At 65.0% G+C, this 22,154-nt stretch carries 22 protein-coding genes and 1 tRNA gene; 7 read left to right on the plus strand and 16 right to left on the minus strand.

Features of this window, described 5'->3' with window-relative positions; genetic code table 11:
* The first annotated feature begins 57 nt into the window (after nt 1-57).
* Nucleotides 58-1,956 (plus strand): PAS domain S-box protein, encoded by a 1,899-nt coding sequence (locus LB552_RS19555; RefSeq protein ID WP_224608053.1) that lies wholly within the window; start codon nt 58-60, stop codon nt 1,954-1,956.
* A gap of 30 nt (nt 1,957-1,986) precedes the next feature.
* Here the strand turns inward: LB552_RS19555 and LB552_RS19560 are convergent, their stop codons facing one another.
* The 7 genes from LB552_RS19560 to LB552_RS19590 all read right to left on the minus strand — a co-directional run bounded on the left by LB552_RS19560 (nt 1,987) and on the right by LB552_RS19590 (nt 7,441).
* A complete protein-coding gene (locus LB552_RS19560) occupies nt 1,987-2,865 on the minus strand; it encodes a 3-hydroxybutyryl-CoA dehydrogenase (RefSeq protein WP_140632869.1) in 879 nt (292 codons plus the stop codon).
* A gap of 200 nt (nt 2,866-3,065) precedes the next feature.
* Nucleotides 3,066-3,995: an electron transfer flavoprotein subunit alpha/FixB family protein gene (locus LB552_RS19565; RefSeq protein ID WP_224608056.1), complete on the minus strand. Its 930-nt coding sequence runs from the start codon at nt 3,993-3,995 to the stop codon at nt 3,066-3,068.
* 24 nt (nt 3,996-4,019) lie between these two features.
* Nucleotides 4,020-4,769, minus strand: a complete 750-nt coding sequence (locus LB552_RS19570; RefSeq protein WP_224608059.1) for an electron transfer flavoprotein subunit beta/FixA family protein — start codon at nt 4,767-4,769, stop codon at nt 4,020-4,022.
* 162 nt (nt 4,770-4,931) lie between these two features.
* On the minus strand, nt 4,932-5,735 hold the full coding sequence (locus LB552_RS19575) for a rhomboid family intramembrane serine protease (protein WP_095767493.1): 804 nt from the start codon (nt 5,733-5,735) through the stop codon (nt 4,932-4,934).
* A 21-nt stretch (nt 5,736-5,756) separates the two neighbouring features.
* Nucleotides 5,757-6,338: a cob(I)yrinic acid a,c-diamide adenosyltransferase gene (locus tag LB552_RS19580; RefSeq protein WP_224608062.1), complete on the minus strand. Its 582-nt coding sequence runs from the start codon at nt 6,336-6,338 to the stop codon at nt 5,757-5,759.
* Between the two features lie 19 nt (nt 6,339-6,357).
* Nucleotides 6,358-6,549 (minus strand): twin transmembrane helix small protein, encoded by a 192-nt coding sequence (locus LB552_RS19585; RefSeq protein ID WP_095767495.1) that lies wholly within the window; start codon nt 6,547-6,549, stop codon nt 6,358-6,360.
* A gap of 25 nt (nt 6,550-6,574) precedes the next feature.
* Complete coding sequence (locus LB552_RS19590; protein ID WP_224608065.1) at nt 6,575-7,441, minus strand: SDR family oxidoreductase; 867 nt, start codon at nt 7,439-7,441, stop codon at nt 6,575-6,577.
* A 58-nt stretch (nt 7,442-7,499) separates the two neighbouring features.
* Between LB552_RS19590 and LB552_RS19595 the strand changes: the two genes are divergently transcribed.
* Nucleotides 7,500-8,351 carry a YihY/virulence factor BrkB family protein gene (locus LB552_RS19595; protein WP_095767497.1) on the plus strand — a complete coding sequence of 284 codons (852 nt, stop codon included), beginning with the start codon at nt 7,500-7,502 and terminating at the stop codon, nt 8,349-8,351.
* Nucleotides 8,352-8,494: 143 nt separating this feature from the next.
* Here the strand turns inward: LB552_RS19595 and LB552_RS19600 are convergent, their stop codons facing one another.
* Complete coding sequence (locus LB552_RS19600) at nt 8,495-9,385, minus strand: DMT family transporter (RefSeq protein WP_224609512.1); 891 nt, start codon at nt 9,383-9,385, stop codon at nt 8,495-8,497.
* A 153-nt stretch (nt 9,386-9,538) separates the two neighbouring features.
* On the opposite strand from LB552_RS19600, the gene LB552_RS19605 reads away from it, so the two are divergent.
* Nucleotides 9,539-9,826: a hypothetical protein gene (locus LB552_RS19605; RefSeq protein WP_224609515.1), complete on the plus strand. Its 288-nt coding sequence runs from the start codon at nt 9,539-9,541 to the stop codon at nt 9,824-9,826.
* A 4-nt stretch (nt 9,827-9,830) separates the two neighbouring features.
* Here the strand turns inward: LB552_RS19605 and gluQRS are convergent, their stop codons facing one another.
* Nucleotides 9,831-10,700, minus strand: coding sequence for a tRNA glutamyl-Q(34) synthetase GluQRS (gene gluQRS / locus LB552_RS19610; RefSeq protein ID WP_224609518.1), 870 nt, complete (start codon nt 10,698-10,700; stop codon nt 9,831-9,833).
* Nucleotides 10,701-10,791: 91 nt separating this feature from the next.
* Between gluQRS and LB552_RS19615 the strand changes: the two genes are divergently transcribed.
* Both LB552_RS19615 and LB552_RS19620 read left to right on the plus strand, forming a co-directional pair.
* On the plus strand, nt 10,792-11,451 hold the full coding sequence (locus tag LB552_RS19615) for a DNA-3-methyladenine glycosylase family protein (protein WP_224609521.1): 660 nt from the start codon (nt 10,792-10,794) through the stop codon (nt 11,449-11,451).
* A gap of 111 nt (nt 11,452-11,562) precedes the next feature.
* The gene (locus tag LB552_RS19620; RefSeq protein WP_027167440.1) at nt 11,563-12,120 is read left to right on the plus strand and encodes an HNH endonuclease; all 558 of its coding nucleotides are present in this window, start codon (nt 11,563-11,565) and stop codon (nt 12,118-12,120) included.
* Between the two features lie 163 nt (nt 12,121-12,283).
* Here LB552_RS19620 and LB552_RS19625 read toward each other — a convergent pair whose 3' ends face one another.
* Both LB552_RS19625 and LB552_RS19630 read right to left on the minus strand, forming a co-directional pair.
* Complete coding sequence (locus tag LB552_RS19625; protein WP_224609524.1) at nt 12,284-12,802, minus strand: disulfide bond formation protein B; 519 nt, start codon at nt 12,800-12,802, stop codon at nt 12,284-12,286.
* A 23-nt stretch (nt 12,803-12,825) separates the two neighbouring features.
* Nucleotides 12,826-13,416 (minus strand): YqaA family protein, encoded by a 591-nt coding sequence (locus LB552_RS19630; RefSeq protein ID WP_224527497.1) that lies wholly within the window; start codon nt 13,414-13,416, stop codon nt 12,826-12,828.
* 333 nt (nt 13,417-13,749) lie between these two features.
* Here LB552_RS19630 and LB552_RS19635 point away from each other — a divergent pair.
* Nucleotides 13,750-13,834, plus strand: a tRNA-Leu gene (locus LB552_RS19635).
* Nucleotides 13,835-13,880: 46 nt separating this feature from the next.
* On the opposite strand, the gene LB552_RS19640 is transcribed toward LB552_RS19635, so the two are convergent.
* From LB552_RS19640 to LB552_RS19660, 5 genes are all read right to left on the minus strand, one after another.
* Nucleotides 13,881-15,041, minus strand: a complete 1,161-nt coding sequence (locus LB552_RS19640; protein WP_224609527.1) for a YncE family protein — start codon at nt 15,039-15,041, stop codon at nt 13,881-13,883.
* Between the two features lie 71 nt (nt 15,042-15,112).
* Nucleotides 15,113-16,393 (minus strand): GNAT family N-acetyltransferase, encoded by a 1,281-nt coding sequence (locus LB552_RS19645; RefSeq protein ID WP_224609530.1) that lies wholly within the window; start codon nt 16,391-16,393, stop codon nt 15,113-15,115.
* On the minus strand, nt 16,393-17,796 hold the full coding sequence (locus LB552_RS19650; protein ID WP_224609533.1) for a lipopolysaccharide biosynthesis protein: 1,404 nt from the start codon (nt 17,794-17,796) through the stop codon (nt 16,393-16,395). The genes LB552_RS19645 and LB552_RS19650 overlap by 1 nt, the downstream gene beginning before the upstream one ends.
* A 245-nt stretch (nt 17,797-18,041) precedes the next feature.
* Entirely contained in the window at nt 18,042-18,494 is a 453-nt protein-coding gene (locus tag LB552_RS19655) for a hypothetical protein (protein ID WP_224588658.1), read from the minus strand.
* A 517-nt stretch (nt 18,495-19,011) separates the two neighbouring features.
* Nucleotides 19,012-19,284, minus strand: a complete 273-nt coding sequence (locus LB552_RS19660) for a DUF4242 domain-containing protein (RefSeq protein ID WP_095767571.1) — start codon at nt 19,282-19,284, stop codon at nt 19,012-19,014.
* A 239-nt stretch (nt 19,285-19,523) separates the two neighbouring features.
* Here LB552_RS19660 and LB552_RS19665 point away from each other — a divergent pair, with 239 nt between their 5' ends.
* Nucleotides 19,524-22,109: a helix-turn-helix transcriptional regulator gene (locus LB552_RS19665; protein ID WP_224609536.1), complete on the plus strand. Its 2,586-nt coding sequence runs from the start codon at nt 19,524-19,526 to the stop codon at nt 22,107-22,109.
* Nucleotides 22,110-22,154: the final 45 nt, after the last annotated feature.

A 22,154-nucleotide genomic window follows, 5' to 3' on the forward strand; every position in this document is an offset into this window, starting at 1 on the left:
GGTCCGCGGGCCGGCAAGCGCGCCGTGCCCGTCTTGATGGCAGCCGGTCTCGTTGCCTTGACTGCATCGGTCCTGTTGCCGGCGCTGGAACTCGGCACGGACGCGTTGAAGGTCTGCCTGCAGATATCCGTCGCCGTCACGGCCGTCACGCTGTTTGTCTCCGCGCTGTCCATCCGCAAGATCATCGACGACCGCCGGCAGATTGCCGAGAGCGAGCAACGCTTCCGCCGGGCCATGGAGGATTCGGCGATCGGCGTCGCCATTGTCGGCCTCGATGGCCGCATCGTTCAGGCCAATCCTGCCTTCGCCGACATGCTGGGATACACCCGCTCGGAAATCGAGGCGCTGACCTTCTTCCAGATTACGCATCCCGACGATCTGCAGATCGGCCGCGAGACGATGACGAGCCTGAAGGAAGGCAAGATCCACTCCTTCCATTTCGAGAAGCGGTATCTGCGCAAGGACGGCACCCCGGTCTGGGCGCAGCTCGCCGGCTCGGTCATTCGTGAAGAGGAGACGGGTCGTCCTCTCTATCTGGTGTCGCAGATTGAGGACATCGATGCGCGCAAGCAGGCCGAAGCGCGCATCGCCGAGGCAGAAGACCGGTGGAATTTCGCGCTCACCAGTGCCGGACAGGGTATCTGGAGCCTCGATATGCGCAGGGGCGGCACCACCTATTCCGAAACCTGGGTGAAGATGCTGGGCTATGCCGATGGCGAGCTCGACGGCGACCCCGATCGCTGGCTGGCCATGATCCATCCCGACGACCAGGAACGCGTCGCCGAGGCGGATCGCGCGCATCTTGCCGGCGAGACGCCCTTTTTCGAGGCCGAGTTCCGCATGCGGCACAAGGACGGCCGCTGGGTCTGGATTCTCGACCGCGGCAAGGCGATCGAGCGCGATGGCGAGGGCCGGCTGATTCGAGCAATCGGCAGCCTGACCGATATCACGGAACGCAAGGAGGCCGAGGCGCGGCTGATGGTTTCGGCGGCCATGCTGGCCGACGAGAAAGAGCGTCTCAGGGTGACGTTGCAGTCGATCGGCGACGCGGTGATCTGCACCGATGCCGCCAACCGCATCACCTTCATGAACCCGGTCGCGGAAAAACTCACCGGCGTCGTGGTCGGCGAGGCCCTGGGCAAGCTGCTCGGCCATGTCTACTGGGCGGTCGACGAGGAAAGCGGGCAGAAAATCGGGCTCTCGCGCCCTTCCGCGAGCGAGCAGCCGCACTGCGACCAGAACACGCGCGCTGTGCTTGTCCGGCGCGACGACACGCGCTGCAGCATCCGCCAGGTGGTGTCGCCGATCATGAACGACCGCGACGAGTTCTGCGGCCTCGTTATCGTCTTCCAGGATTTCAGCGACGCGCGCGCCCTGCAGCGCCAGCTAGCCTACGCCGCCGCCCACGACGCGCTGACCGGGCTCGCCAATCGCTCGAGCTTCATCCGCATCATGGAAGATCTCGTTGACCAGTGCCGCCTCAATGGCGGTGAGCATCAGTTCATGTTCGTCGATCTCGATCACTTCAAGGCGGTCAACGACACCGGCGGCCATGCCGCGGGCGATGCGCTGCTCAAGCGCGTGGCCGACGCCCTGCGCAATGTGCTTGGCCCGGAAGACATCGTCGCGCGGCTTGGCGGCGACGAGTTCGCCATCGTCCTCAAATCGGGCGCCGCGGCGTGCGGGCCGATCGCGGCGCGCTCGATCATCGACGCCATCGGCAATCTCGACTTCAGCTGGGACGGGCGCCCGCATTCGATCGGCGCCAGCATCGGGCTTGCGCCGATCCGCGCCGGTTGCGGCGAAGTGGACGAGATCATCGCCCGCGCTGACGCCGCCTGCTATGCCGCCAAGGCGGCCGGGCGCGGCTGCGTTTCCGCCGCGCCCGACGGAGTTTCGACAGGCGAAATTTCGAACGGCGGCGTGCCACTTCCGCCGCTCGCCGCGGCGTCCTGAGCCGTTTCGAAAGGGTTCAGCCGGGGAAGATCAGCGCGTCGGCACCGGATGGTCGCCGCGATAGTCGTAGAAGCCGCGGCCGGTCTTGCGGCCGAGCCAGCCGGCCTCGACATATTTCACCAGCAGCGGGCAGGGGCGGTATTTCGAATCCGACAAGCCCTCATGCAGCACCTGCATGATCGACAGGCAGGTGTCGAGGCCGATGAAGTCGGCAAGCTGCAGCGGTCCCATCGGGTGGTTGGCGCCGAGCCGCATGGCGGTATCGATGGCGTCGACTGTGCCGACGCCCTCATAGAGCGTGTAGATCGCCTCGTTGATCATCGGCAAAAGGATGCGGTTGACGATGAAGGCCGGGAAATCCTCGGAAACGGTGATCGTCTTGTCGAGGTGCTTCACATAGCTCTTGGCGGCCTCGAAGGTCTGGTCCTCGGTGGCGATGCCGCGCACCAGCTCGACCAGCTTCATCACCGGCACCGGGTTCATGAAATGAATGCCGATGAAGCGTTCCGGCCGGTCGGTCTGCGCGGCAAGCCGGGTGATCGAGATCGACGAGGTGTTTGTCGCCAGGATCGCTTCCGGGTTGAGCTGCGGGCAAAGCTGCGCGTAGATCTTGCGCTTGACCGTCTCATCCTCGGTCGCCGCTTCGATTACCAGATCGGCGGCCGCGAGATCGGCCATGGTCGGGGCGGCGGAAATACGCGCCATTGCTTCGTTGCGCGCCTTCTCCTCGAGCTTGCCGGAACCGACCTGGCGCGCCATGTTGCCGCTGATGGTGGCGATGCCCTTCTCGATACGGTCGGGCGACACGTCGTGGATCAGGACCTTGTAGCCGCCCAGCGCCGAGACATGGGCGATACCGCCACCCATCTGACCCGCGCCGACAATGCCGATCGTCTCGATCTTGCTCATGACCCCGATCCCGTCCGGAGCATCTTCCGCGTCTTGAAGCGCGGAAACGCTCCTGTTGTTCATTTCCTGCAATCCGGACGCAAAATCGCCGGATTGGCTTCAGGCCTTGATGGCCCGCTTTTTGTGCAGTGCAAACTAAAAGGGCGGGGCGACTTCGTCTACCCCACCCTTCCGATTTTAATATGCCAGAACCGGTGGCGTCAAAGCGCCTTTTGCAGCTCCGGCAGGATGACGAAGAGATCGCCGACCAGGCCGTAATCGGCGACCTGGAAGATCGGGGCTTCCTCATCCTTGTTGATGGCGACGATCACCTTCGAGTCCTTCATGCCGGCCAGGTGCTGGATGGCGCCGGAGATGCCGACGGCGATGTAGAGATCGGGCGCGACCACCTTGCCGGTCTGGCCGACCTGCCAGTCGTTCGGCGCGTAGCCGGCGTCGACCGCGGCACGCGAGGCGCCGACCGCGGCGCCGAGCTTGTCGGCGACCGGCAGGATGACTTCCTGGAACTTCTCCGAGGAGCCAAGCGCGCGGCCGCCCGAGATGATGATCTTGGCCGAGGTCAGCTCCGGACGGTCGTTCTCGGAGAGCTTGTTCTCGATGAAGGAGGAGAGGCCTGGATTGGCAGCGGCGTTGACCGTCTCGACCGCGGCCGAGCCGCCTTCGGGCGCCGCCGCGAAGGACGCGGTGCGCACCGTGATGACCTTCTTGGCGTCGGTCGACTGCACGGTCTGGATGGCGTTGCCGGCATAGATCGGCCGCTTGAAGGTGTCGGGCGAGACCACCTCGATGATCTCGGACACCTGGGCGACGTCGAGGAGTGCCGCCACGCGCGGCGCGACGTTCTTGCCCGACGAGGTCGCGGGCGCGACGATCGCGTCATAGGAGCCGGCGAGCGAGACGACCAGCGCCGCCGTCGGCTCGGCGAGACGCTCGGCAAGCTCGTCGGCCTCGGCCAGCATCACCTTGCGCACACCCTTCAGCTTGGCGGCGGCATCAGCCGCGCCCTTGGCGCCCTTGCCGGCCACCAGCACGTCGACATCGGAGCCGATCTGGAGGGCGGCCGACAGCGCCTTGGCGGTCTGCTCGGAAAGACTTGTGTTGTCGTGTTCGGCGATGAGGAGAATTGCCATTTTCTTTGTCCTTTCCCGATCGCTTTAAAGCACGCCGGCTTCGTTCTTGAGCTTTTCGACCAGTTCGGCCACGCTCTTGACCTTGACGCCCGCCTTGCGGCCGCCGGGCTCCTCGGTCTTGATCACCTTGAGGCGCGGCTTGACGTCGGCGCCGTAGTCGGCCGGGCTCTTCTCGTCGAGCGGCTTCTTCTTGGCCTTCATGATGTTGGGCAGCGAGGCATAGCGCGGCTGGTTGAGGCGAAGGTCGGCGGTGACGATCGCCGGCATCTTCAATTCCACCGTCTGCAGGCCGCCGTCGACCTCGCGCGTCACCTTGGCCTGATCGCCTTCGAGCACGATCTTGGAGGCGAATGTCCCTTGAGCCCAGCCAAGCAGCGCCGCCAGCATCTGGCCGGTCTGGTTCGAATCGTCGTCGATCGCCTGCTTGCCGAGGATGACGAGGCCGGGCGCCTCCGCCTCGACCACGCCCTTCAGCACCTTGGCGACCCCGAGCGGCTCGGTCTGCTCGTCGGTCTTGACCAGAATGGCACGGTCGGCGCCCATGGCTAGCGCGGTGCGCAGCGTCTCCTGCGCCTGCTGCGGGCCGATCGACACGACGATGATTTCTTCAGCCTTGCCAGCTTCCTTGATGCGGATCGCTTCCTCGACCGCGATCTCGTCGAACGGGTTCATCGCCATCTTGACGTTGGCAAGCTCGACGCCCAGTCCGTCGGCTTTCACCCGGACCTTGACGTTGGCGTCCACAACCCGCTTCACGGGCACAAGGATCTTCATTTTCCTGTCACCTCTCCTGAGATAGTCGGGGCGCTATAGCAGCGTGCGCCCTGTCAGAGTTGTCGAAAGCCGACATCGCGGACGGAATATCCGCCCAACTGTGCCGTTTCCGTAGTGGCGACAAATCGGCGCGTCAATATCCCACGACGCACCCAAATCGGTTCAGTCCCGGGGCGCCGCTGCTCCACGGCCCCATTGCGCCGCCGGCTGCGCCGGATCGCTCGCGGCCGGCTCAACAGGAACAGGCGGCTGCTGGATGTTGGGCGTCGGGTCCGGCTCGCCGTCGGCGCCGGCCAGCAGCGGCACGCCCCGGCTGCGCAGAACCAGCACCAGGATCGATCCGGCGATGATGCCGCCGATATGGCATGCCCAGGAGATCTGGTCCTCGCCGGCCGCTGCGAACATCACGATCTGGAACAGGATCCATAGGATCAGCGGAATGAAGGCCGGGATGCGCAACGGAATGCGCGCAAAGGCCAGCACCCAGACTTTCACCCGGGGGTAGAGGATCAGGTAGGCGGCGACGACCCCGGCGATGGCGCCCGAAGCGCCGATCAACGGCACCTGCGAATCCCAGGCCACCAACCCCTGGAAGAAGGCGCCGGCGATGGCGCAGGCAAGGTAAAAGATCAGATAGCGGATATGGCCGAGCGCATCCTCGACATTGTCGCCGAACACCCAGAGGAACAGCATGTTGCCGCCGAGATGGAAGATGTCGGCATGCAGGAAGGAATAGGTGAGGTAGCTCAGGCTCTCGGGGATGACGACGAATTCGGGCGAGAGCTCGACCTTGTCGTGAACCACCGACGGGATGAAGCCGAGACCGAGAACCGCGGCATTGGTGAAGTTCTCACCGCCGAGCGTGGTCGCCAAGTAGACCAGCACGTTCGCCACGATCAGGCCGATCGTCACATATTGCAGCCGGATGTGACGCAGCCTGTTGGTGTCGTAAAGCGGGATGAACATCGGACCCTCCCGCCTGCGGATTCAGCGGTTCTTGCCGGGAACCCATAGCACGTCGGCCTTTCCATTGTCATTGACCGCGCGGGCGGCGACGAACAGGAAATCCGAGACGCGGTTGATGTATTTGAGCGCCTCGCGGTTGACATGCTCGGCCGGATCCTGCGCCAGCGCCACCATCAGGCGCTCAGCGCGGCGCGCCACGGTGCGGGCAAGATGGAGCGCGGCCGCGGCGGGCGTGCCGCCGTTCAGCACGAAGGATTTCAGCGGCTGCAGTTCCTTGTTGAGCGCGTCGATGTCCTGCTCGACGCGGTCGGTCTGGGCGGCGACGATGCGCAGCGGCTCGTATTCCAGCGGCCTGCCGTCATCCGGCACGGCGAGGTCGGCGCCCAGATCGAACAGATCGTTCTGGATACGCGACAGCATGGCGTCGATCGCGGGATTTTCGGCGGCGGTGTGGATGCGGGCCATGCCGATGCAGGCATTGGCCTCGTCGACGGTGCCGTAGGCGTCGACGCGCAGGTCGGATTTCAGCCGCCGCTCCCCGGTGCCGAGCCCGGTGGTGCCGTCGTCGCCGGTGCGGGTGTAGATCTTGTTGAGCTTGACCACGCCGTCCCTCTGAGATCCTCTATTTGCGCGTGAAATAGACAACCAGCAACAGCAGCGCCAGGGCCACGGCCTGCAGCATGATGCGCGCCTGCATCAGCTTGTTCGAGGTGAAGCCGGAGCCGCCGCGCATCATGTTGATCAGGCCGCGAACCAGCACGATCACCACGGCGGCCATCGCGACGATGGCGAGAATCTTAAAGATGATGAGCATCTGGCTGGCTCCGGTTCAAGTTCGGTCAGGCGCGCCTGGCGAGCACGCGGTAGAGCAGGGAGGCCGGCAGGATGCGTTTCAGCGCCGCGCCGATCCTGGCCGGCAGCGTTACCACATAGTGCGGGCGCGGGCGCTGTGACAGAAGCGCGTGGCGCAACGCCCTGTGCACGATCTCCGGTCCCGGCTTCAGCTTCGACACGCTGCCGCCCGCCTGAAGCCTTGCGAGCTGCGCCTGATAATCGGCGCGGTGGACGGAATTCTCGACGTCGATATTCTTCAAGAACCAATGCAGGCCATTGCTGGCGATCTTCGACCTCACCGGTCCCGGTTCGATCAAGGATAGGTGGATGCCGCTGCCTTCGAGTTCCTGGCGCATGCACAGCATCAGGCCTTCGATGGCATGCTTGGAGGCTGAATAGGCGCCGCGGAAGCGGACCGGAGCCAGTCCGAGGATCGAGGAGCAGTGGACGAGCCGGCCATGCCCCTGGCGGCGCATGACCGGCACGACCCGCCGGGTGAGATCGTGCCAGCCGAAGAAATTGGCCTCGAACTGCTCGCGAAGTGCTGCGACCGACAGGTCCTCGACGGCGCCGGGCTGGGCATACGCGCCATTGTTGAAGAGCGCGTCAAGCGTGCCGCCGGTCCGCTCCAGCACCGCATCGACCAAGGCGGCGATGGATTCGGGCTCGCGATAGTCGAGATAGAAGGCCTCCAGGCCGTCGGCCTCGAGGGCTGCGATGTCGGCCGGCTTGCGCGCCGTGGCGAAGACCCGCCAGCCTTCCGCCTTCAACGCCCGCGCGCAATAGGCGCCGATGCCGGAGGAGGCGCCGGTGACGATGACGGTGCGCAACTCTTCTGCCGCGGGGCGCGTTGTGAGACCTGGGGTTGCCATTTACCGCAATCACTTCCCATATTCGCGGCGTTGACACAATCGAGCGGAGCGCGGGCCCTTGCTGCGGAATATCGTCGCCCTCAAGCGCGTGCTCTACGATGCGATAGGCCACTTCAACACCGATGACGGCTGGGCGATGGCCAGCCATCTGGCGATCACCTCGCTGATGGCACTGTTTCCGTTCCTGATCTTCGCCACCACGCTTGCCAGCTTCCTCGGCGCGCGCGCCTTCGCCGACACGGCCGTGCATCTGGTCTTCGACACATGGCCGGAGCAGATCGCCAAGCCGATCGCGCATGAGGTGCTCAACGTGCTCACGGTGCGCCGCACCGACCTTCTGACCTATGGCGTGCTGCTTGCGGCCTATTTCGCTTCCAACGGCATCGAAGCCCTGCGCACTTCGCTCAACCGCGCTTATCGGGTTACCGAGACGCGCGGCATCATCCACCGCCGGGTGCAAAGCATCATCTTCGTCCTGATCGCCACCGCCTGCTTTCTCGCCATCAGCGTGCTTTTGGTGTTCGCGCCGCTGCTCGCACGGCTGGCGGAGGCGCATCTGGAGTGGATCAAGCCGTATATGGGCACGATCACCATCTGGCGTTACGTGATCGCCTCGACGGTCATCGTCATCGGGCTGTTCTCCGTGCATATCTGGCTGCCGGCCGGCAAGCGGCGCTTCGTCTCGATCATACCGGGCATCGTCTTCACGCTGGTCGCCTGGCTGGTCGGGTCGACGATCTTTGCCACCTATCTCGACCATTTCTCGTCCTATGTGACGACCTATGCCGGGCTCGCCTCGATCATGATCGCGGTCGTCTTCCTCTACATCATCTCGGCGATCTTCATCCTCGGCGGCGAGCTCAACGCCGCGATCAGCCGTTATCTCGAAGCCCGAGCGCGGGTTGGGTGAGTTGGCGCCGGTCAGAAGAGGAACTGAAGAACTGGAGAATTGAAGAACTGGAGAATTGAAGAACTGGAGAATTGAAGAATTGAAGAATTGAGGAACTGGGGAAAATGCGCCGACGCTTGGCTCCGCCCTTCTTCTTCAATTCCTCAATTCCTCAATTCCCCTTTCCTCGCCTGCCGCGCCGTCGCCAGGGCGACGCCGAGCGTGGCGATCGCCACGCCGGCGATCTGCAGCAGATTGAGCTGCTCATTGAAAAGCGCCCAGGCAATGACCGCGGTTACGGCCGGCACCAGATAGAACAGCGAGGCGACCTTCGACATCTCACCGTCCCTGATCATCACCATCAGCAGGAATATGGCGCCGACCGACAGCACCAGGACCAGCCAGGCCATGGCGAAGATCAATTCGCCATTGACGGTGACGGCGCGGGTCTCGAAGGCGAGCGAGCCAAGGATCATCACGGCGGAGCCGCCGACATACTGCCACATCGTCGCCGACACCAGATCGCCGCCTGAGGCATAGCGCTTCTGCCAGATGGTGCCGGCGCTCATGCCGAGCACGGAGACGAGCGAAGCCGTCAGCGTCGCCGGCGTGACGCCGCCGCCCAGCGCGCCCAGCTTCGGCCACAGCACGATGACGACGCCGAGAAGGCCGACGGCAAGACCGGCCCAATGGCGCGGCAGGATCGCTTCGCCGAGGAACTTTCCAGCGAGCACGGCGGTGATCAGCGGCTGCAGGCCGACGATCAGCGCCGAAAACCCGGCCGGCATGCCCCTGTGGATCGCCCAGAAGACGGCGCCGAGATAGACACCATGCATGAGGACGCCGGCCACCGTCGCGTGCAGCGCCTCTTCGCGCGTCGCCTTGCGCGAGCCAAGCAGAACGGTCAGCCCCGCGAACAGGATCGCCGCGATCACGAAGCGGATGGCAAGGAAGGTGAAGGGTTCCGCCCAGGGCATGGCATAGCGCGCGCCGATGAAGCCGGTCGCCCACAGAACGACGAAGGAGGCGGGAATGAACCGCTTGATGCTCTGCATGGGGGAGGCTGCCGGGATGAACGGTTGATGACGGCGATTGCTCTAATGCCGTTCAATCCCGCAAGCAAAACGAAACGGTTGATCCATAAGCTAAGTTGAATTCATCAAACCGTGCCAAGAGGGGCATGGCGTGTCGCCGCGCCATGGTGAGGCATGTTTTTGCATCTGGACACGACCTGGCTGTTGTTCGCCTTCGCGATCATTGCCGGCTTCGGCTTCTTCTTCGGCACGGCGCTCGACGCGATCATGAAGGAGAGCGGCTTCGGCCCGACCGGCAACACGCTGCTGTTCATCTTCGGCTTTTTCGTCGCGGTGGGGGTCGCAAACAAGCATGGCATCAGCCTGAGCGATCTCAAGCTGGCGGTGGCCTGCGGGCTGGGCGGCGCCTTTGTCTTCATCAGCGTGCTGGCGCTGATCAAGGCCGGGATGGCGCGCCTCTAGCCAGCTAAAAACCGACCAATCGTCTGACGTTCTGCGGCGACATGCCCGCCTCCCGGAGGGAGGCCAGGCCGGTGTCCTTGAAGCTCTTGGACAGTTTCCTGCCGTCCGGACCGAGGATCAGGCGGTGGTGGAAATAACGCGGCTGTGGCAGGCCGAGCAGTTGCTGCAGCAGGCACTGCACCCCGGTCGCCGAATAGAGGTCCTGGCCGCGCACGACATGGCTGACAGCCTGCAGCGCGTCGTCGACGACGACGGCGAGATGGTAACTGGTCGGGATCTCGCGGCGGGCGACGATGACGTCGCCCCAGGCCTGCGGTTGCGCTTCGATTGCTCGCGTCGCGGACATCGTCTCGTCAGTGAACTCCAGCCATGAGAGGCCGGCCGTGAGGCGCGCGGTCGCCGCCTCGACATCGAGGCGCCAGGCGAAGGGCGCGTCCTCGGCCAGCCGCCGCTTGCGCTCCCTGGCCGACAATGCCTTGTCGAGGGGTGGGTAGAGCGGTACGCCGTCCGGATCGCGCGGCCAGTCGCGGCCGCCGGTCTCGGCGATAAAGGCGCGGATCTCGCCGCGACTCATGAAGGCCGGATAGACGAGTTCCTCGGCGATCAACCGGTCCAGCACCTCCCGGTATTCGGCGAAATGCTCGGACTGGCGGCGCACCGGTTCTTCCCAGCGCAATCCCAGCCATTCGAGGTCGCGAAAAATGCCGGCTTCGAATTCGGGCGTGCAGCGGGTGACATCGATATCCTCGATGCGCAGCAGCAGGCGCCCGCCGGCCTGCGCCGTCATGCGCTGGTTGAGCAGAGCCGAGTAGGCATGGCCGAGATGCAATTGGCCATTGGGGCTCGGCGCGAAGCGGAATGTCAGGAGTGTCATATCTCGGGCGGTATTCGGGTTGAAAGGCGCTTCCGCCGGTTGCTAGTTAGCCATCAATTGCCATTTCGCGGGCGCCCTGGGAACAAGCAACGTGCAACGCATCGCCTCGCTGGACGACATTGCGACAGGGCTCGACGCGCTCTGCCGGATCGATCCGCGGCTGGCGACCGTGCGCGGCCGGGCGGGCGAAGTGCCGCTGCGGCTGTCGGAACCTGGCTTTCAGAGCCTCGCTTCCATTATCGTTTCACAGCAAGTTTCCCGCGCCAGCGCCGACGCCATCTTCGGGCGGCTGGTGAAGCTTGTCGACCCGCTGACGCCGCAGGCGATCCTTGCCGCCGGCGAGGGCGTGTTTCGCGAGGCCGGGCTGTCGCGGCCGAAACAGCGCGGGCTGCTCGCCGTCGCCGAAGCGGTGGCCGGCGGGCTCGATCTCGAGCACCTGTGCACGCTGGACGCCGGCGAGGCGATCGCGGCGATGACGGCCGTGCCCGGCATCGGTCCTTGGACGGCGGAATGCTACCTTTTGTTTGCCGCCGGCCACCCGGATGTGTTTCCCGCGCGCGACGTCGCACTGCAGACGGCGGTCGGCCATGCGCTCGGCATCGACCCGCGTCCGCCGGAGAAAATGCTTATCCGGCTGGCCGAATCATGGAGCCCGTGGCGGGGTGTCGCGTCGCGGCTTTTTTGGGCCTATTACCGGGAATTGAAGGGCAGGGATGCGGCGCCGACTGTCGAAATGGCAAAAAAAGCCTGAAAATCATGCGGTTTTGGCGATTTCGACGCACGACAATCCGCTTCACATCCCTGTCATGTCGGGCTTACAGTATCCGCGCCGTTCGGTTCTAGAGGCAAGGAGGCGAAGGTCGTGACGGTTGCCGTATCTCCGGATGGGCTTCCCGCGCTGGTGCTGAACGCGGACTACCGTCCGCTCAGCTACTATCCCCTGTCGCTCTGGTCGTGGCAGGACGCCATCAAGGCCGTCTTCCTCGACCGGGTGAACATCGTCGCCGAATATGAGCACGCCGTCTCTTCGCCGACCTTCTCGATGAAGCTGCCGAGCGTGGTCAGCCTGAAAGCCTATGTGAAGCCGTCCAGGCATCCCGCCTTCACGCGCTTCAACGTGTTCCTGCGCGACCGCTTCCAGTGCCAGTATTGCGGAACGCCCGAGGATCTGACGTTCGACCATGTCATCCCGCGCCATCGCGGCGGAGCAACGACCTGGGAGAATGTCGTCGCCGCCTGCTCGCCTTGCAACCTCCGCAAGGGCGGCATGATGCCGGCCCAGGCCAAGATGTGGCCGCTGCAAAAGCCTTATCAGCCGACGGTGCACGACCTGCACAACAACGGCCGCCTGTTCCCGCCCAACCATCTGCATGAAAGCTGGATGGATTATCTCTACTGGGATGTCGAACTCGAACCTTGAGATCGTTCACAGAATTCGGGAGGCTGGCCGTCTGAAGCAAGCGTCTGCGCTTCCGGTGCTCACGTACTGTAAGTACGCTCCGCTCCGGTCCTCGACGCTCACTTCATACGACTCATCCTGCCGAATTCTGTGAACGATCTCGCGCCGCCGCTTTGGTGCCGGCTCAGTCCCGCGCGAGCGCGCTGCGGAAGGCGACGGCGGCGAGGACGAGGCTGGCGATGGCGTTCCAGCCGGCGAGCGACAGGCCGAGGATGCGCAGCGCTGCCTTGTCGCAGGAGGGCGGCACGAACTTGTCGAGCGCGTCGAGCACGCCCTTGCCGCCAGTGTCGACCGGACCGGCGCCGGCGGTGCAGTCGGCCGGACCTTGCCACCATGCCCATTCGACGCCCGAATGATAGACGCCGAGATAGAGGCCGTAGAGCATCAGCAAGCCGCCGATCGCGAGCAGGCCGCGCGTCATCCAGGCCGGCGCGCGCAGCATCGAGGCGATCGCCGCCAGCACCATCAGCGGCACGCCGATATAGTAGGGCGTGCGCTGCTCCAGGCAGAGATGGCAGGGGATGTAGCCGCCGATATATTGGAAGGCGAGCGCCGAGCCGACCGTCGCGGCCATGGCGACGGCGAGAAAGAGCGCCGCGCGCATGCGCTGGCGTCCGGTGTCGGCATTCATGGTCGCGGTCATCTATCGGGTCCGTTGCTGAGTCGCTATCCGTGGGCGTATCTGACGAGGATATAGAGCAAAATCAGGGCAGCGGCGCCGGCGCCGACAATCAATCCCAAGCGCTTTTCGATGAACTCCCTGATCTCCTCGCCATAGCGGCGAAGCAGCCAGGCAAGGAGCAGGAAACGCGCGCCGCGCGCCACGATCGCGAGCCCGATGAAAAGCAACAGATTGACGCCGATGACGCCCGACAGGATCGTCACCACCTTGATCGGCGGCAGATGGGCCGCGCCCGAGGTGACCAGCATCAGGATGATGAAGCCGACGCCGGACGAGGTGCGCAACTGCTCGAACTCATCATATTTGCCGTAGAATTCAAGCACCGGCTTGGCGACCGCCTCATAGGCATAGTGGCCGATGAACCAGCCGGCGACGCCGCCCAGCACAGAGGCGACGGTGGCGATCAGCGCGTAGCGATAGGCGCGCTGGGGCTTGGACAGCGCCATCGGCAGGAAGAGCACGTCGGCCGGCACCAGGAAGACCGAGCTTTCGACGAAGGCAATGAAGGCCAGCCACCATTCGGCCGATTTGCGCGCCGCCAGCGACAGGGTCCAGTCGTAAAGTCCGCGAAGCATCGGCTCTCCTAATGCGATTGACACAATTCCGGACGGAAAACCGCTGCGCTTTTCCTGGAATCACCTAATGCATGTCACCCCAAACGGCGCAGCGGTTTTCGGCCACCGGCACGCACGAAACAAGGACCCAAAGCGCCGCAGCCGCCATTATCGGCCGGGCACCTTAAACATTCGCCTCTCTAGAAAGGTTTCCCGCGGCGCACAATGGCGGTGGTCCTCACAAGACCGCCGGATGGTGTTTGGCCGAAGCGGTGCCGGCAAATCCGCAACAGGCCAGTTGACGAAAGGCCGTCCAACCGTATAGTCCGCGCCCATCCAGGCCGCCCGGCCTGAGCCCCTATGGCGGAATTGGTAGACGCGCTCGACTCAAAATCGAGTTCCGCAAGGAGTGCTGGTTCGATCCCGGCTAGGGGCACCATTCTTCGCTCTGCGAGCTTCGCATGGCGGGCCTTCACAAAAGTGCCCTACCGCATGTTCCCCGTATGCCCCTGCGAGTAGCGCCCCGGCTGCGGCCACACCGTCAGGCCATGCGGCTCGGCGCCGACGCGGATTTTCCTCACGGCGCCGCTGGTGGTGTCGATCATATAGGCCTCGCTGTCGAAACGGCCCGACAGCCATAGCTGCCTGCCGTCGGCGCTGACATTGCCCATGTCGGGGCTGCCGCCGCCGGGGATCGGCCATTGCGCGACCACGGCGCGGGTGGCGAAGTCGATCACCGTGACGCTGCCCGGACCACTGGCCTTGCCCTGCTCCATTCTGTGCGAGCCGCGGTTCGAGACGTAGAGCCGCTTGCCGTCGCGGCTGACGACGAAGCCGTGCGCGCCGATGCCGGTTGGGATGAAGCCGATTTCCCGAAAACTGTCGCCGTCGACCAGGAACACGCCGTCATTCATCATGTCGGCGACGTAGAAGACCTTGCCGTCGGGCGACAGGCGGATGTCCTGCGGCATGCCCATCCTGGAGAAGTCGAGATGGCCGAGCAGCTTCTGGTTCTTGAGGTCGATCTTGGCCAGGCCGCCGTCGCCATATTCGCAGGTGAAGATCGCGTAGGAACCGTCGGCAGAGAAGTCGGCATGGTTGATGCCCGGGCAAGTCGGCGTCGGCAGCCTCGATTTCAACGCCATGGTGTGCGGGTCGCGGAAATCGAGCTGCTCCATCGCCTCGTCGACGACGATTGCCGCGCTGCCGTCCGGCATGAAATACAGATTGTAGGGGTCGTCGACCGGGATCTGCTGGCCGGGCATGGCCGTCATCGGGTCGATCGGCGTCAGGCTGCCGTTTTTGCCGGTGCCGTTGTTGGCGACCCACAGCGTCTTCAAATCCCAGGACGGCACGACATGCTGCGGCTTGCTGCCGACCGGGAAGCGGCCGACCTCTTTCAAGGTGACGGTGTCGATCACCGAGACGCTGTTGGAGGAGCGGTTCGGCACATAGACGCGCGGCAGTGCGCCGGCGGTGGCGGGGCTCAGATGGCCGGCCGTGGTCTGACTGTAGATGTTGACTGGGGGAGGGGGCGGATCGCTGCAATCCTCCGGGCAGGTGTCGGCCACGGCTCGAGCCGTAAACAAGGCGAGCAGGACAAGCGGCGCACAAAGGCGGGCGAAGCGCAGGACGGTATCGATCATTTGAAGTGCTTTGTGGTGAAGGCAGGCCGGGTCCGGCCGCCGCAAGCCATAGCCGGTGTCTCGCCGCCCATCTAGCGTCTTTTCAGCAGGCTCCGCATGCGGTTGCGCAGGATGCGCGCCATGTTGCGGGTCTCGCGGTAGAGATGCAGTTGCGAGGCGGCCTGACGGGCCAGCCGGTCGGCGTCCGGCGTCAGCCCGATCACCAGCGTGCCCATCGGCTTGCGCTCGCTCCACAGACGGCTCATCACCGGATGGTCCGGAACCGCGCAGGAATCGGTCATGATGATGTTGGGATCGTCGAGATGCTGCCTGGTCACCTCGATCATCAGCAGCGTTCCCGGCGAATAGGCGGAAAGCGCCTCGTCATAGGCCGTCTTCCAGGTATAGGCGACGCCGGCCTCGACGAAGACGACCAGGCAGGCGATGGTGCGGCCGTCGAGCGTCAAGAGGTGGATGCGGCACATGTCCTGCTCGGCCAGCCTGTGCACGGCCTCGCGGGCGAAGGCGGCGCGGTAGCGGTCGATCGCCATTGCGGTGCGCTCGCGGCCTTTCCAGCCGGCCGCTTCCAGCGTCAGGAAGCTTTCGATGGCGTGGCGGATCTCGTCCGGCCCGCGCGCCACGGTGTGCTCCAGCTTGCCGAGGTCGGCGAGACGCCGCTTCAGGCGGCGGAATTCGCGATAGTGATGCGCGCGCAGCGATGCCTTGAGGTATTCCTCGCCGTCGGCGTCGCTATCGAGCACCGGACGCTCGACCTTGCCGGTGGTCACCATGGTCAAGCCGCGGCTGTCGGCAAAGGAGGTGAGCAGGCTCGCCACCGGACCGTCAAGGCGCATATCGGGCAGCACGAAGACCTTGGGCAACTTGAGATGCGGCCGCGACAGCATCGAGAAGAAATCCTCGATGACGCCGACCGGATCGTCGCGATCGACCAGCGGCGTTCCGAGCGGGCCGAACGGGCTCGACCATGTGCGCATCACCGGGACGCCGAGCGGGATCGCCGGCCGCTCGACCGAGAACGGCGCCAGAAGCCGAAGCCGGTTGCGGTATTCGTCGCCGTCGCGGATGACGGCCAGCCGCACCTCGCGGTCTTCCAGCCGCGGCATCGCCGGCGCCAGGAAGCGCGGGTTGAAGAAGACGTTCGGCTCGATTGTGCGGGCGCTGAGATAGTCAAGCTCCTCGACGAGGTCGAAGCCGGCCGAGGCCGGGTAGATGGCGAGCTTGCGCTCCGGCCTGTTGCTGGCGAAGAGCTCGATATGGGCGGGGTCGACCTCGCGCGCCAGGCCGGCAAGGTTGGAAACCATGGCGCCGGCGGTGCCGCCGCTGGTCTCTTCGAGCAACGGGACGGCGGCCATCAGGCGATTTCCTTGTTTGCGGCCACGAAGATCGCCATCACGATGCCGAGCTTGCGCCAGACGGTGAAGGAGAGCGCGCTGGCCTCGAAGACCATGGCCAGGCTGGTGGCGATTGCCGCGCCCCAGAGGCCGAACAGCGGAATGAGGATCACGTTGAGGCCGATGTTGAGCGCAAGCGTCATGGCATAGACGGCGGCGCATATGTTCTGGTTGCCGCTCATGGTGAGCAGGCTTTCGCAGGGGCCGACGGCGGCGCGCGCCACGACGCCCAGCACCAGCAGGAAGAGCAGCGGGTAGCCGGCGGTGAATTCGGGACCGAACAGCACCAGCATCGGCTCGCCCAGCGCCAGCACCAAGAGCGCCATCAGCAGCGAGGGCCAGAAGGTCCAGGAGACGGTCTCGCGGGCGAAGGCGGCGAGCCGATGCGGCTCGCCATGCGTGAACTGGGCGTAGCGCTGTGCAACGCCGGCCTTGACCGCGAAATAGACGAAATGCACCAGCGCCAGCGTCTTCACCGTGGCGAAATAGACAGCGACGTCATTGGGATCGAGATAGGCGCCCACCATCAGCACGTCGGCATTGGTGAGCAGGAAGAAGAAGCCCTCGACCAGGAAGATCGGCAGCGAGACGAGGATCCACTGGCCGAAATGCACCGCCATCGGCCCGGCCGGGATCTTTTTCTCCATGCGCGAGGTGACGGCCATCAGCTGGCCGAGCGTGGTGACATAGGTTGCGGCGATGGAGGCGAAGATCGCGGTCTTGGCGTCTGGCACATAGTGCAGGCCAAGCATCAGCGCCATGAACGCCAGGATCAGCACCGGCCGCACCAGATAGGTGGGCGACAGCGCCAGCAGCGCCCAGGAATTGGCGCGCGCCAGCCCTTGCAGAAGGTCGCCGAGCGCGATCATCGGCAGACAGATGACACCGAGGATGAAGGGGATGACGTAGTAGTTCTCGATCCAATCCGAGGCGAGCCAGACGCCAAGGGCGCCGAGGCCTGCCACCAGCGTCGACGCGACGAGCACGAACAGGCGGCTCGCCTGCACGATGCCGCGCAGCTCGGCCAGCATGCCGCGCTCGCGATATTCGGGGATGAAGCGGATGACCGAGGTGTGGAAGCCGAGACAGGCGAGATTGCCGACGATGACCATCGTCACCCAGACCAGCACCGAGATGCCGTATTCGAACGAGCCCATCCAGCGCGCCATCAGCACCTGGCTGACAAAGGCGATGAAGGCGCTGACGATGCGGATGGAGAAGGCGATCAGCGACATGCGCCCGGCTTCGCCGCGCTCGTCGGCGGTGGACAGCACTGCGTCGATGCGGCCAAGCAATGGCCGCATGCGCAGCGCCCAGCGCTGCGGCAGGAACCGCCCGGCAGTCGTTGCCGCGGAAAAGCGCACCCCGAATACTCTCCGTTTTCCGCCTCTTTCCAAGGTTTCGGGTCTATCCGAAACACCTTAAGAAAGGGTGGGTGGGGAGCGGGCTTTTCCTTCTCCCCTTGTGGGAGAAGGTGTCGCCGAAGGCGACGGATGAGGGGTGTTCCAGGGAACGCAGACGTCTCACTCCGCTGGAACACCCCTCATCCGTCTCGGCGCTATCGCGCCGATCCACCTTCTCCCACAAGGGGAGAAGGCAAGGGCGCTGCTCACATCCCCTTCATCGCGTCGCAGGACACATTCGGGTTCATGTCGGCGAAGGCGCCGGTGGGGTTTTGCTTCCAGGCCCAGACATGCAGCTCGTAGAAGGGGCCGAGGCCGTAGCGGTTGGGCGCGGTGTTGAAGTTGAACAGATGGCCTTCGAGCGAGGCCGGGCCCTTCGCGGTGATATATTCGACCGCGATCAGCTTCAGCGTGCCGTCGGCCATCGGCTCGTACATCACGGCTTCCGGCTTGGCGACGTCGACGGCGTCGTCCTTCAGATAGGCGGCGTTGACGTAGTGGATGCCCATGGCGCCGCCGGTGAGGCCGCTGGCGCAGGGGATCGGCGCGTAGCCTTCAGCTTTCGCCACGGCGACGTCCTCGAAGCGGCTGTCGAGCGCCCGCACCTTTTCGGCAAGCGGATTGACGGTTTCCGCCGTGGCCGCGCCCGCCATCAGCATGATGATCGAGGCAGAAGCGCCGATAACGCATTTGATTAAGGTCTGAACGTTCATTTGTCTCTCCAATTGAGGCGGGCAAGCGGCGGCAGTCGGCCGGTAAGCCAACTCCGAACGCCGGCGGCGCCTGTCGGTAAAAGGGATGATCGCTGATCCCGACCAGAGCGGTTCACCGAACGAACCGCTCCAAGTCTTTGTTTTGCGCAATTCCGGACGGAAAACCCCTGCGCACTTTTCCTGGAATTGCCCGGTGCGGGATCAGCTGTGATGCCACCAATATTCCCAGTATTCGCGCGGGTTTTCCCGCTCGTGCAGGCCGACGTCGCGTCTCAGGTAGTCGTCCTGCGGCGGCAGAAGGCGTCGCCGGTTTCGCAGGGGCGAAAGCAACGCCGACACAGCCCGTCGCATGAAGCCGCGCCGTGGCGGGACATTATCCGCCGCGGCTGATACAGCCTCGTCCTCTGGCACGGCGTCAGGTCCGCCGGCGACGGGTATGGTCTGCCCGACATGGTCTGCCCGATCAGCGATAAAAGTAGGGGTCGAGGACCCGGACCTCCGTGATCTTGTCGACGGGAAGCGAATTCTTCTGCGCGGTGCTGCGGATCGCCTCCGGCGAGGGCGCATCGTAAATGCAGAAGCTCTTGCTCTTGTCCGGCGAGACGAAGGATTGCACCCAGGTGACGCCTTTCTCGGCGTTGCGGGCGATGACGCCGCCCATCGCGGTTGCGCCGGCATCGTTCATCGGCACGTGAAGCCCATCGGGGAAGGTACGTTCAATCAGGTAACGAGGCACGATCGGTTTCCTTTCATTGTGAATTGCGCTCGGTTCAAGCGCGACCCAGCAGAAATCACCTTCGCGGCAGGCGCGCATCGGAGCCATTCCCCATATTGGCCGGGACGAATCCCTATCTTTGCGACGTTTTATGTGGAAGATGGCACCTCAGTGTGTGGAAAGTCACATTTCGGTGCCGTTTCCCGCGTTATCGCGGCGGCCCGCCACGATGGAAATTCTGATTTCGTGAGAGAGTGACGATGCTTCTGGAACGGCAGACGCAACTGCAGCAAATGAATGCCTTGCTGGCGGATGCAACAGGCGGGCGCGGCCGCGTCGTGGTCCTGTCGGGTGAGGCCGGCGCCGGCAAGACGGCGCTGGCCGAGGCGTTCGCAAGCCGCTTGGGCGAGGGACTGACCGTGCTTCGCAGCGCCTGCGAGGACCTCTCCATTCCGGATCCCCTGGGGCCGCTTTACGATCTGGCCCGCGAGGCGCAGTGGGAGCCGCCGCGGGCGATCGACGACCGCCAGGTGCAGCGGCTGCCCTTGTTTTCCGAGGCGCTCGACGTCTTCGAGGCGAAAGGTCCTTGCCTGCTCGTCATCGAGGACCTGCACTGGGCCGATGACGCGACGCTCGATTTCGTGCGTTTCCTTGGCCGGCGCATTGCAAACACGCACATCCTGCTTCTGATCGCGGCGCGCACCGACCGCAGCGAAGGACAGATGCGCGTGCGCCGGGCGCTCGGCGAGATACCGGCCGGCAACATCCAACGCATAGAAGTGCCGCTGCTCAGCGAAAGCGCGGTGCTCTCGCTCGCCGCGGCGGCCGCGCGCGACGGCGACGCGATCTACCGCGCAACGGCGGGCAACGCCTTCTTCGTCACCGAGCTGCTCGCCGCCGCGGTCGATGGCGCGTTGCCGGCGAGCGTCCGCGACGCCGTGCTGGCGCGCGCCGAAAGATTGTCGCCCGGCGCCCGCTCGATGCTCGACGCGGTCTCGGTGTTTCCGCGCCGCGCCGATGCCTGGGCGCTGACCGGCCTTTGCGGGATCGCCGCCGCCGGCCAGCTCGCCGAATGCGTGGCCAACGGCCTGCTTGAGGATTTCGGCGATGGCTATGCTTTCCGGCACGAGATCGCCCGCACGGCCATCGAGATGGCGCTGACGCCCAGCAAACGACGCGAGTACAATGAGCGCGCGCTGGCGGCGTTACGGGAAAATCCGCAAGTCGCCACCGCAAGGCTGGTGCATCATGCCGTCGAAGCACAAAGCCTCGACGTGGTGCGCGAGCTGGCGCCGGTTGCCGCGCGCGAGGCATCCCGCGTCGGCGCGCATCGCGATGCGGCGGGCTATTACGAGGTCGCGCTGCGCTATGCGGATATCCTGCCGATCGAAAAGCGGGCGGAGCTCTACGAGGGGCATGCCTTCGAGTGCCACCTGATCGGCCGCGTCGAGGCGGCGATGGAGGCGCAGGGCCGGGCGCGCCAGCTGCGCCAGGCACTGGGGGATCGGCTGAAGGAAGGCGACAGCCTCAGGTGCTTGTCACGCTTCGCCTATCTGCTCGGCGATCGCGAGTCGGCGGATCGGTTCGGAGAGCAGGCCGTGGGGCTTCTGGAGACCGCGCCCGACAGCGCCGAGCTGGCGATGGCTTATTCGAACCTCTCGCAACTGGCGATGCTGGCCGAGCGGCTCGAGGACGCGCTTTCGCTTGGCGGCAAGGCGGTCGAGCTGGCGGAGCGGCTCAACCGGGCGGACATTCTATGTCATGCGCTGAACAATGTCGGCGCCGCCGGACAATGGCTGGATTTTGCCAAGGGGCGGCGCGATCTCGCCCGCAGCCTTGGGATTGCGCTGTCGGGCAACTACCAGGAGCATGCGGCGCGCGCCTTCACGAACTGCGCCTGCGTCGAGATGAACAGGCTCAACTTCAAGGAGGCGGCGTCGTTCCTGGATCGCGGCATCGGCTATTGCGTCGAGAACGATCTCGCGACATGGCGCGACTACATGCGCGGCGTGCAGGCGCAGCTTTTGCTTCGCCGCGGCTTCTGGAACGACGCCGCGACAATGGCGCATGAGGTTGTCGACGACGACGCAACGACGCCGCTGGTGCGCTATCCGTCGCTGGTGGCGCTGGCACGATTGCGCATCCGCCGCGGCGACCCGTCGGCCGAGCCGATCGTCGAAGAGATGAGGCGGTTCCTGGACAAGGGCATGGAGCTGCAGCGCCTCGTGGCGTTTGCCCAGGTGCTGGCCGAATCGGCCTGGCTTGGACAAGCCGACAAGCAGGAAGCCTTGCGGCTGATCGCGGTTGCCGAAAATCTCGCGCCAACGCCGGCCGTGTTCGGCGAACTTGCCACCTGGCGGGAACTGTTGTCGCCGGGATCCGAACCCGGCGACACGGACGGCATGGCGGAGCCGCACCGCCTGCAACTGACGGGCGATTGGCGCGCCGCCGCCAGGCTATGGGCCGAAATGGGGGCGCCTTTCGAGCAGGCAATGGCCTTGCTGCTCGGCGACGAAGCGGCGCAGCGCGAGGCGCTCGCCATTTTCGAGGACCTTGGCGCGAGGGCGGTCGCGCAGCAGGCGCGCAGCCTTATGCGGGAAAGCGGCGTCAGTCACATCGCGAGAGGGCCGCGACAGGCGACGCGCGCCAACCAGGCCGGCCTCACGCAGCGCCAGATGGAAGTCCTGGAACTTCTCGAGCGAGGCTTTTCCAACAAGAAGATCGCCGCGCATCTGACCATTTCGCCCAAGACGGTCGATCACCATGTCTCGGCCGTGCTGGAGAAGCTGGAAGTCATCTCGCGCGGCGAGGCGGCTGCCGCGGCGCGCGCGTCGGGTCTGGTGTGAGGCTTGTTTTCTGCGCCTGAAGGAAACCGCCGGCCCCGGCGCTGC

Origin of the sequence: Mesorhizobium sp. CA7 (assembly GCF_020165015.1) — a bacterium.
Lineage (GTDB): Bacteria > Pseudomonadota > Alphaproteobacteria > Rhizobiales > Rhizobiaceae > Mesorhizobium.

What these genes read in the sequence shown, in the direction of transcription:
- LB552_RS19560 (WP_140632869.1), bottom strand. Translation starts at nt 2,865, where the DNA reads ATGAGCAAGATCGAGACGATCGGCATTGTCGGCGCGGGTCAGATGGGT.
- LB552_RS19565 (WP_224608056.1), bottom strand. Translation starts at nt 3,995, where the DNA reads ATGGCAATTCTCCTCATCGCCGAACACGACAACACAAGTCTTTCCGAG.
- LB552_RS19570 (WP_224608059.1), bottom strand. Translation starts at nt 4,769, where the DNA reads ATGAAGATCCTTGTGCCCGTGAAGCGGGTTGTGGACGCCAACGTCAAG.
- LB552_RS19575 (WP_095767493.1), bottom strand. Translation starts at nt 5,735, where the DNA reads ATGTTCATCCCGCTTTACGACACCAACAGGCTGCGTCACATCCGGCTG.
- LB552_RS19585 (WP_095767495.1), bottom strand. Translation starts at nt 6,549, where the DNA reads ATGCTCATCATCTTTAAGATTCTCGCCATCGTCGCGATGGCCGCCGTG.
- LB552_RS19590 (WP_224608065.1), bottom strand. Translation starts at nt 7,441, where the DNA reads ATGGCAACCCCAGGTCTCACAACGCGCCCCGCGGCAGAAGAGTTGCGC.
- LB552_RS19600 (WP_224609512.1), bottom strand. Translation starts at nt 9,385, where the DNA reads ATGCAGAGCATCAAGCGGTTCATTCCCGCCTCCTTCGTCGTTCTGTGG.
- LB552_RS19605 (WP_224609515.1), top strand. Translation starts at nt 9,539, where the DNA reads ATGTTTTTGCATCTGGACACGACCTGGCTGTTGTTCGCCTTCGCGATC.
- gluQRS (WP_224609518.1), bottom strand. Translation starts at nt 10,700, where the DNA reads ATGACACTCCTGACATTCCGCTTCGCGCCGAGCCCCAATGGCCAATTG.
- LB552_RS19625 (WP_224609524.1), bottom strand. Translation starts at nt 12,802, where the DNA reads ATGACCGCGACCATGAATGCCGACACCGGACGCCAGCGCATGCGCGCG.
- LB552_RS19630 (WP_224527497.1), bottom strand. Translation starts at nt 13,416, where the DNA reads ATGCTTCGCGGACTTTACGACTGGACCCTGTCGCTGGCGGCGCGCAAA.
- LB552_RS19640 (WP_224609527.1), bottom strand. Translation starts at nt 15,041, where the DNA reads ATGATCGATACCGTCCTGCGCTTCGCCCGCCTTTGTGCGCCGCTTGTC.
- LB552_RS19645 (WP_224609530.1), bottom strand. Translation starts at nt 16,393, where the DNA reads ATGGCCGCCGTCCCGTTGCTCGAAGAGACCAGCGGCGGCACCGCCGGC.
- LB552_RS19655 (WP_224588658.1), bottom strand. Translation starts at nt 18,494, where the DNA reads ATGCTGATGGCGGGCGCGGCCACGGCGGAAACCGTCAATCCGCTTGCC.
- LB552_RS19665 (WP_224609536.1), top strand. Translation starts at nt 19,524, where the DNA reads ATGCTTCTGGAACGGCAGACGCAACTGCAGCAAATGAATGCCTTGCTG.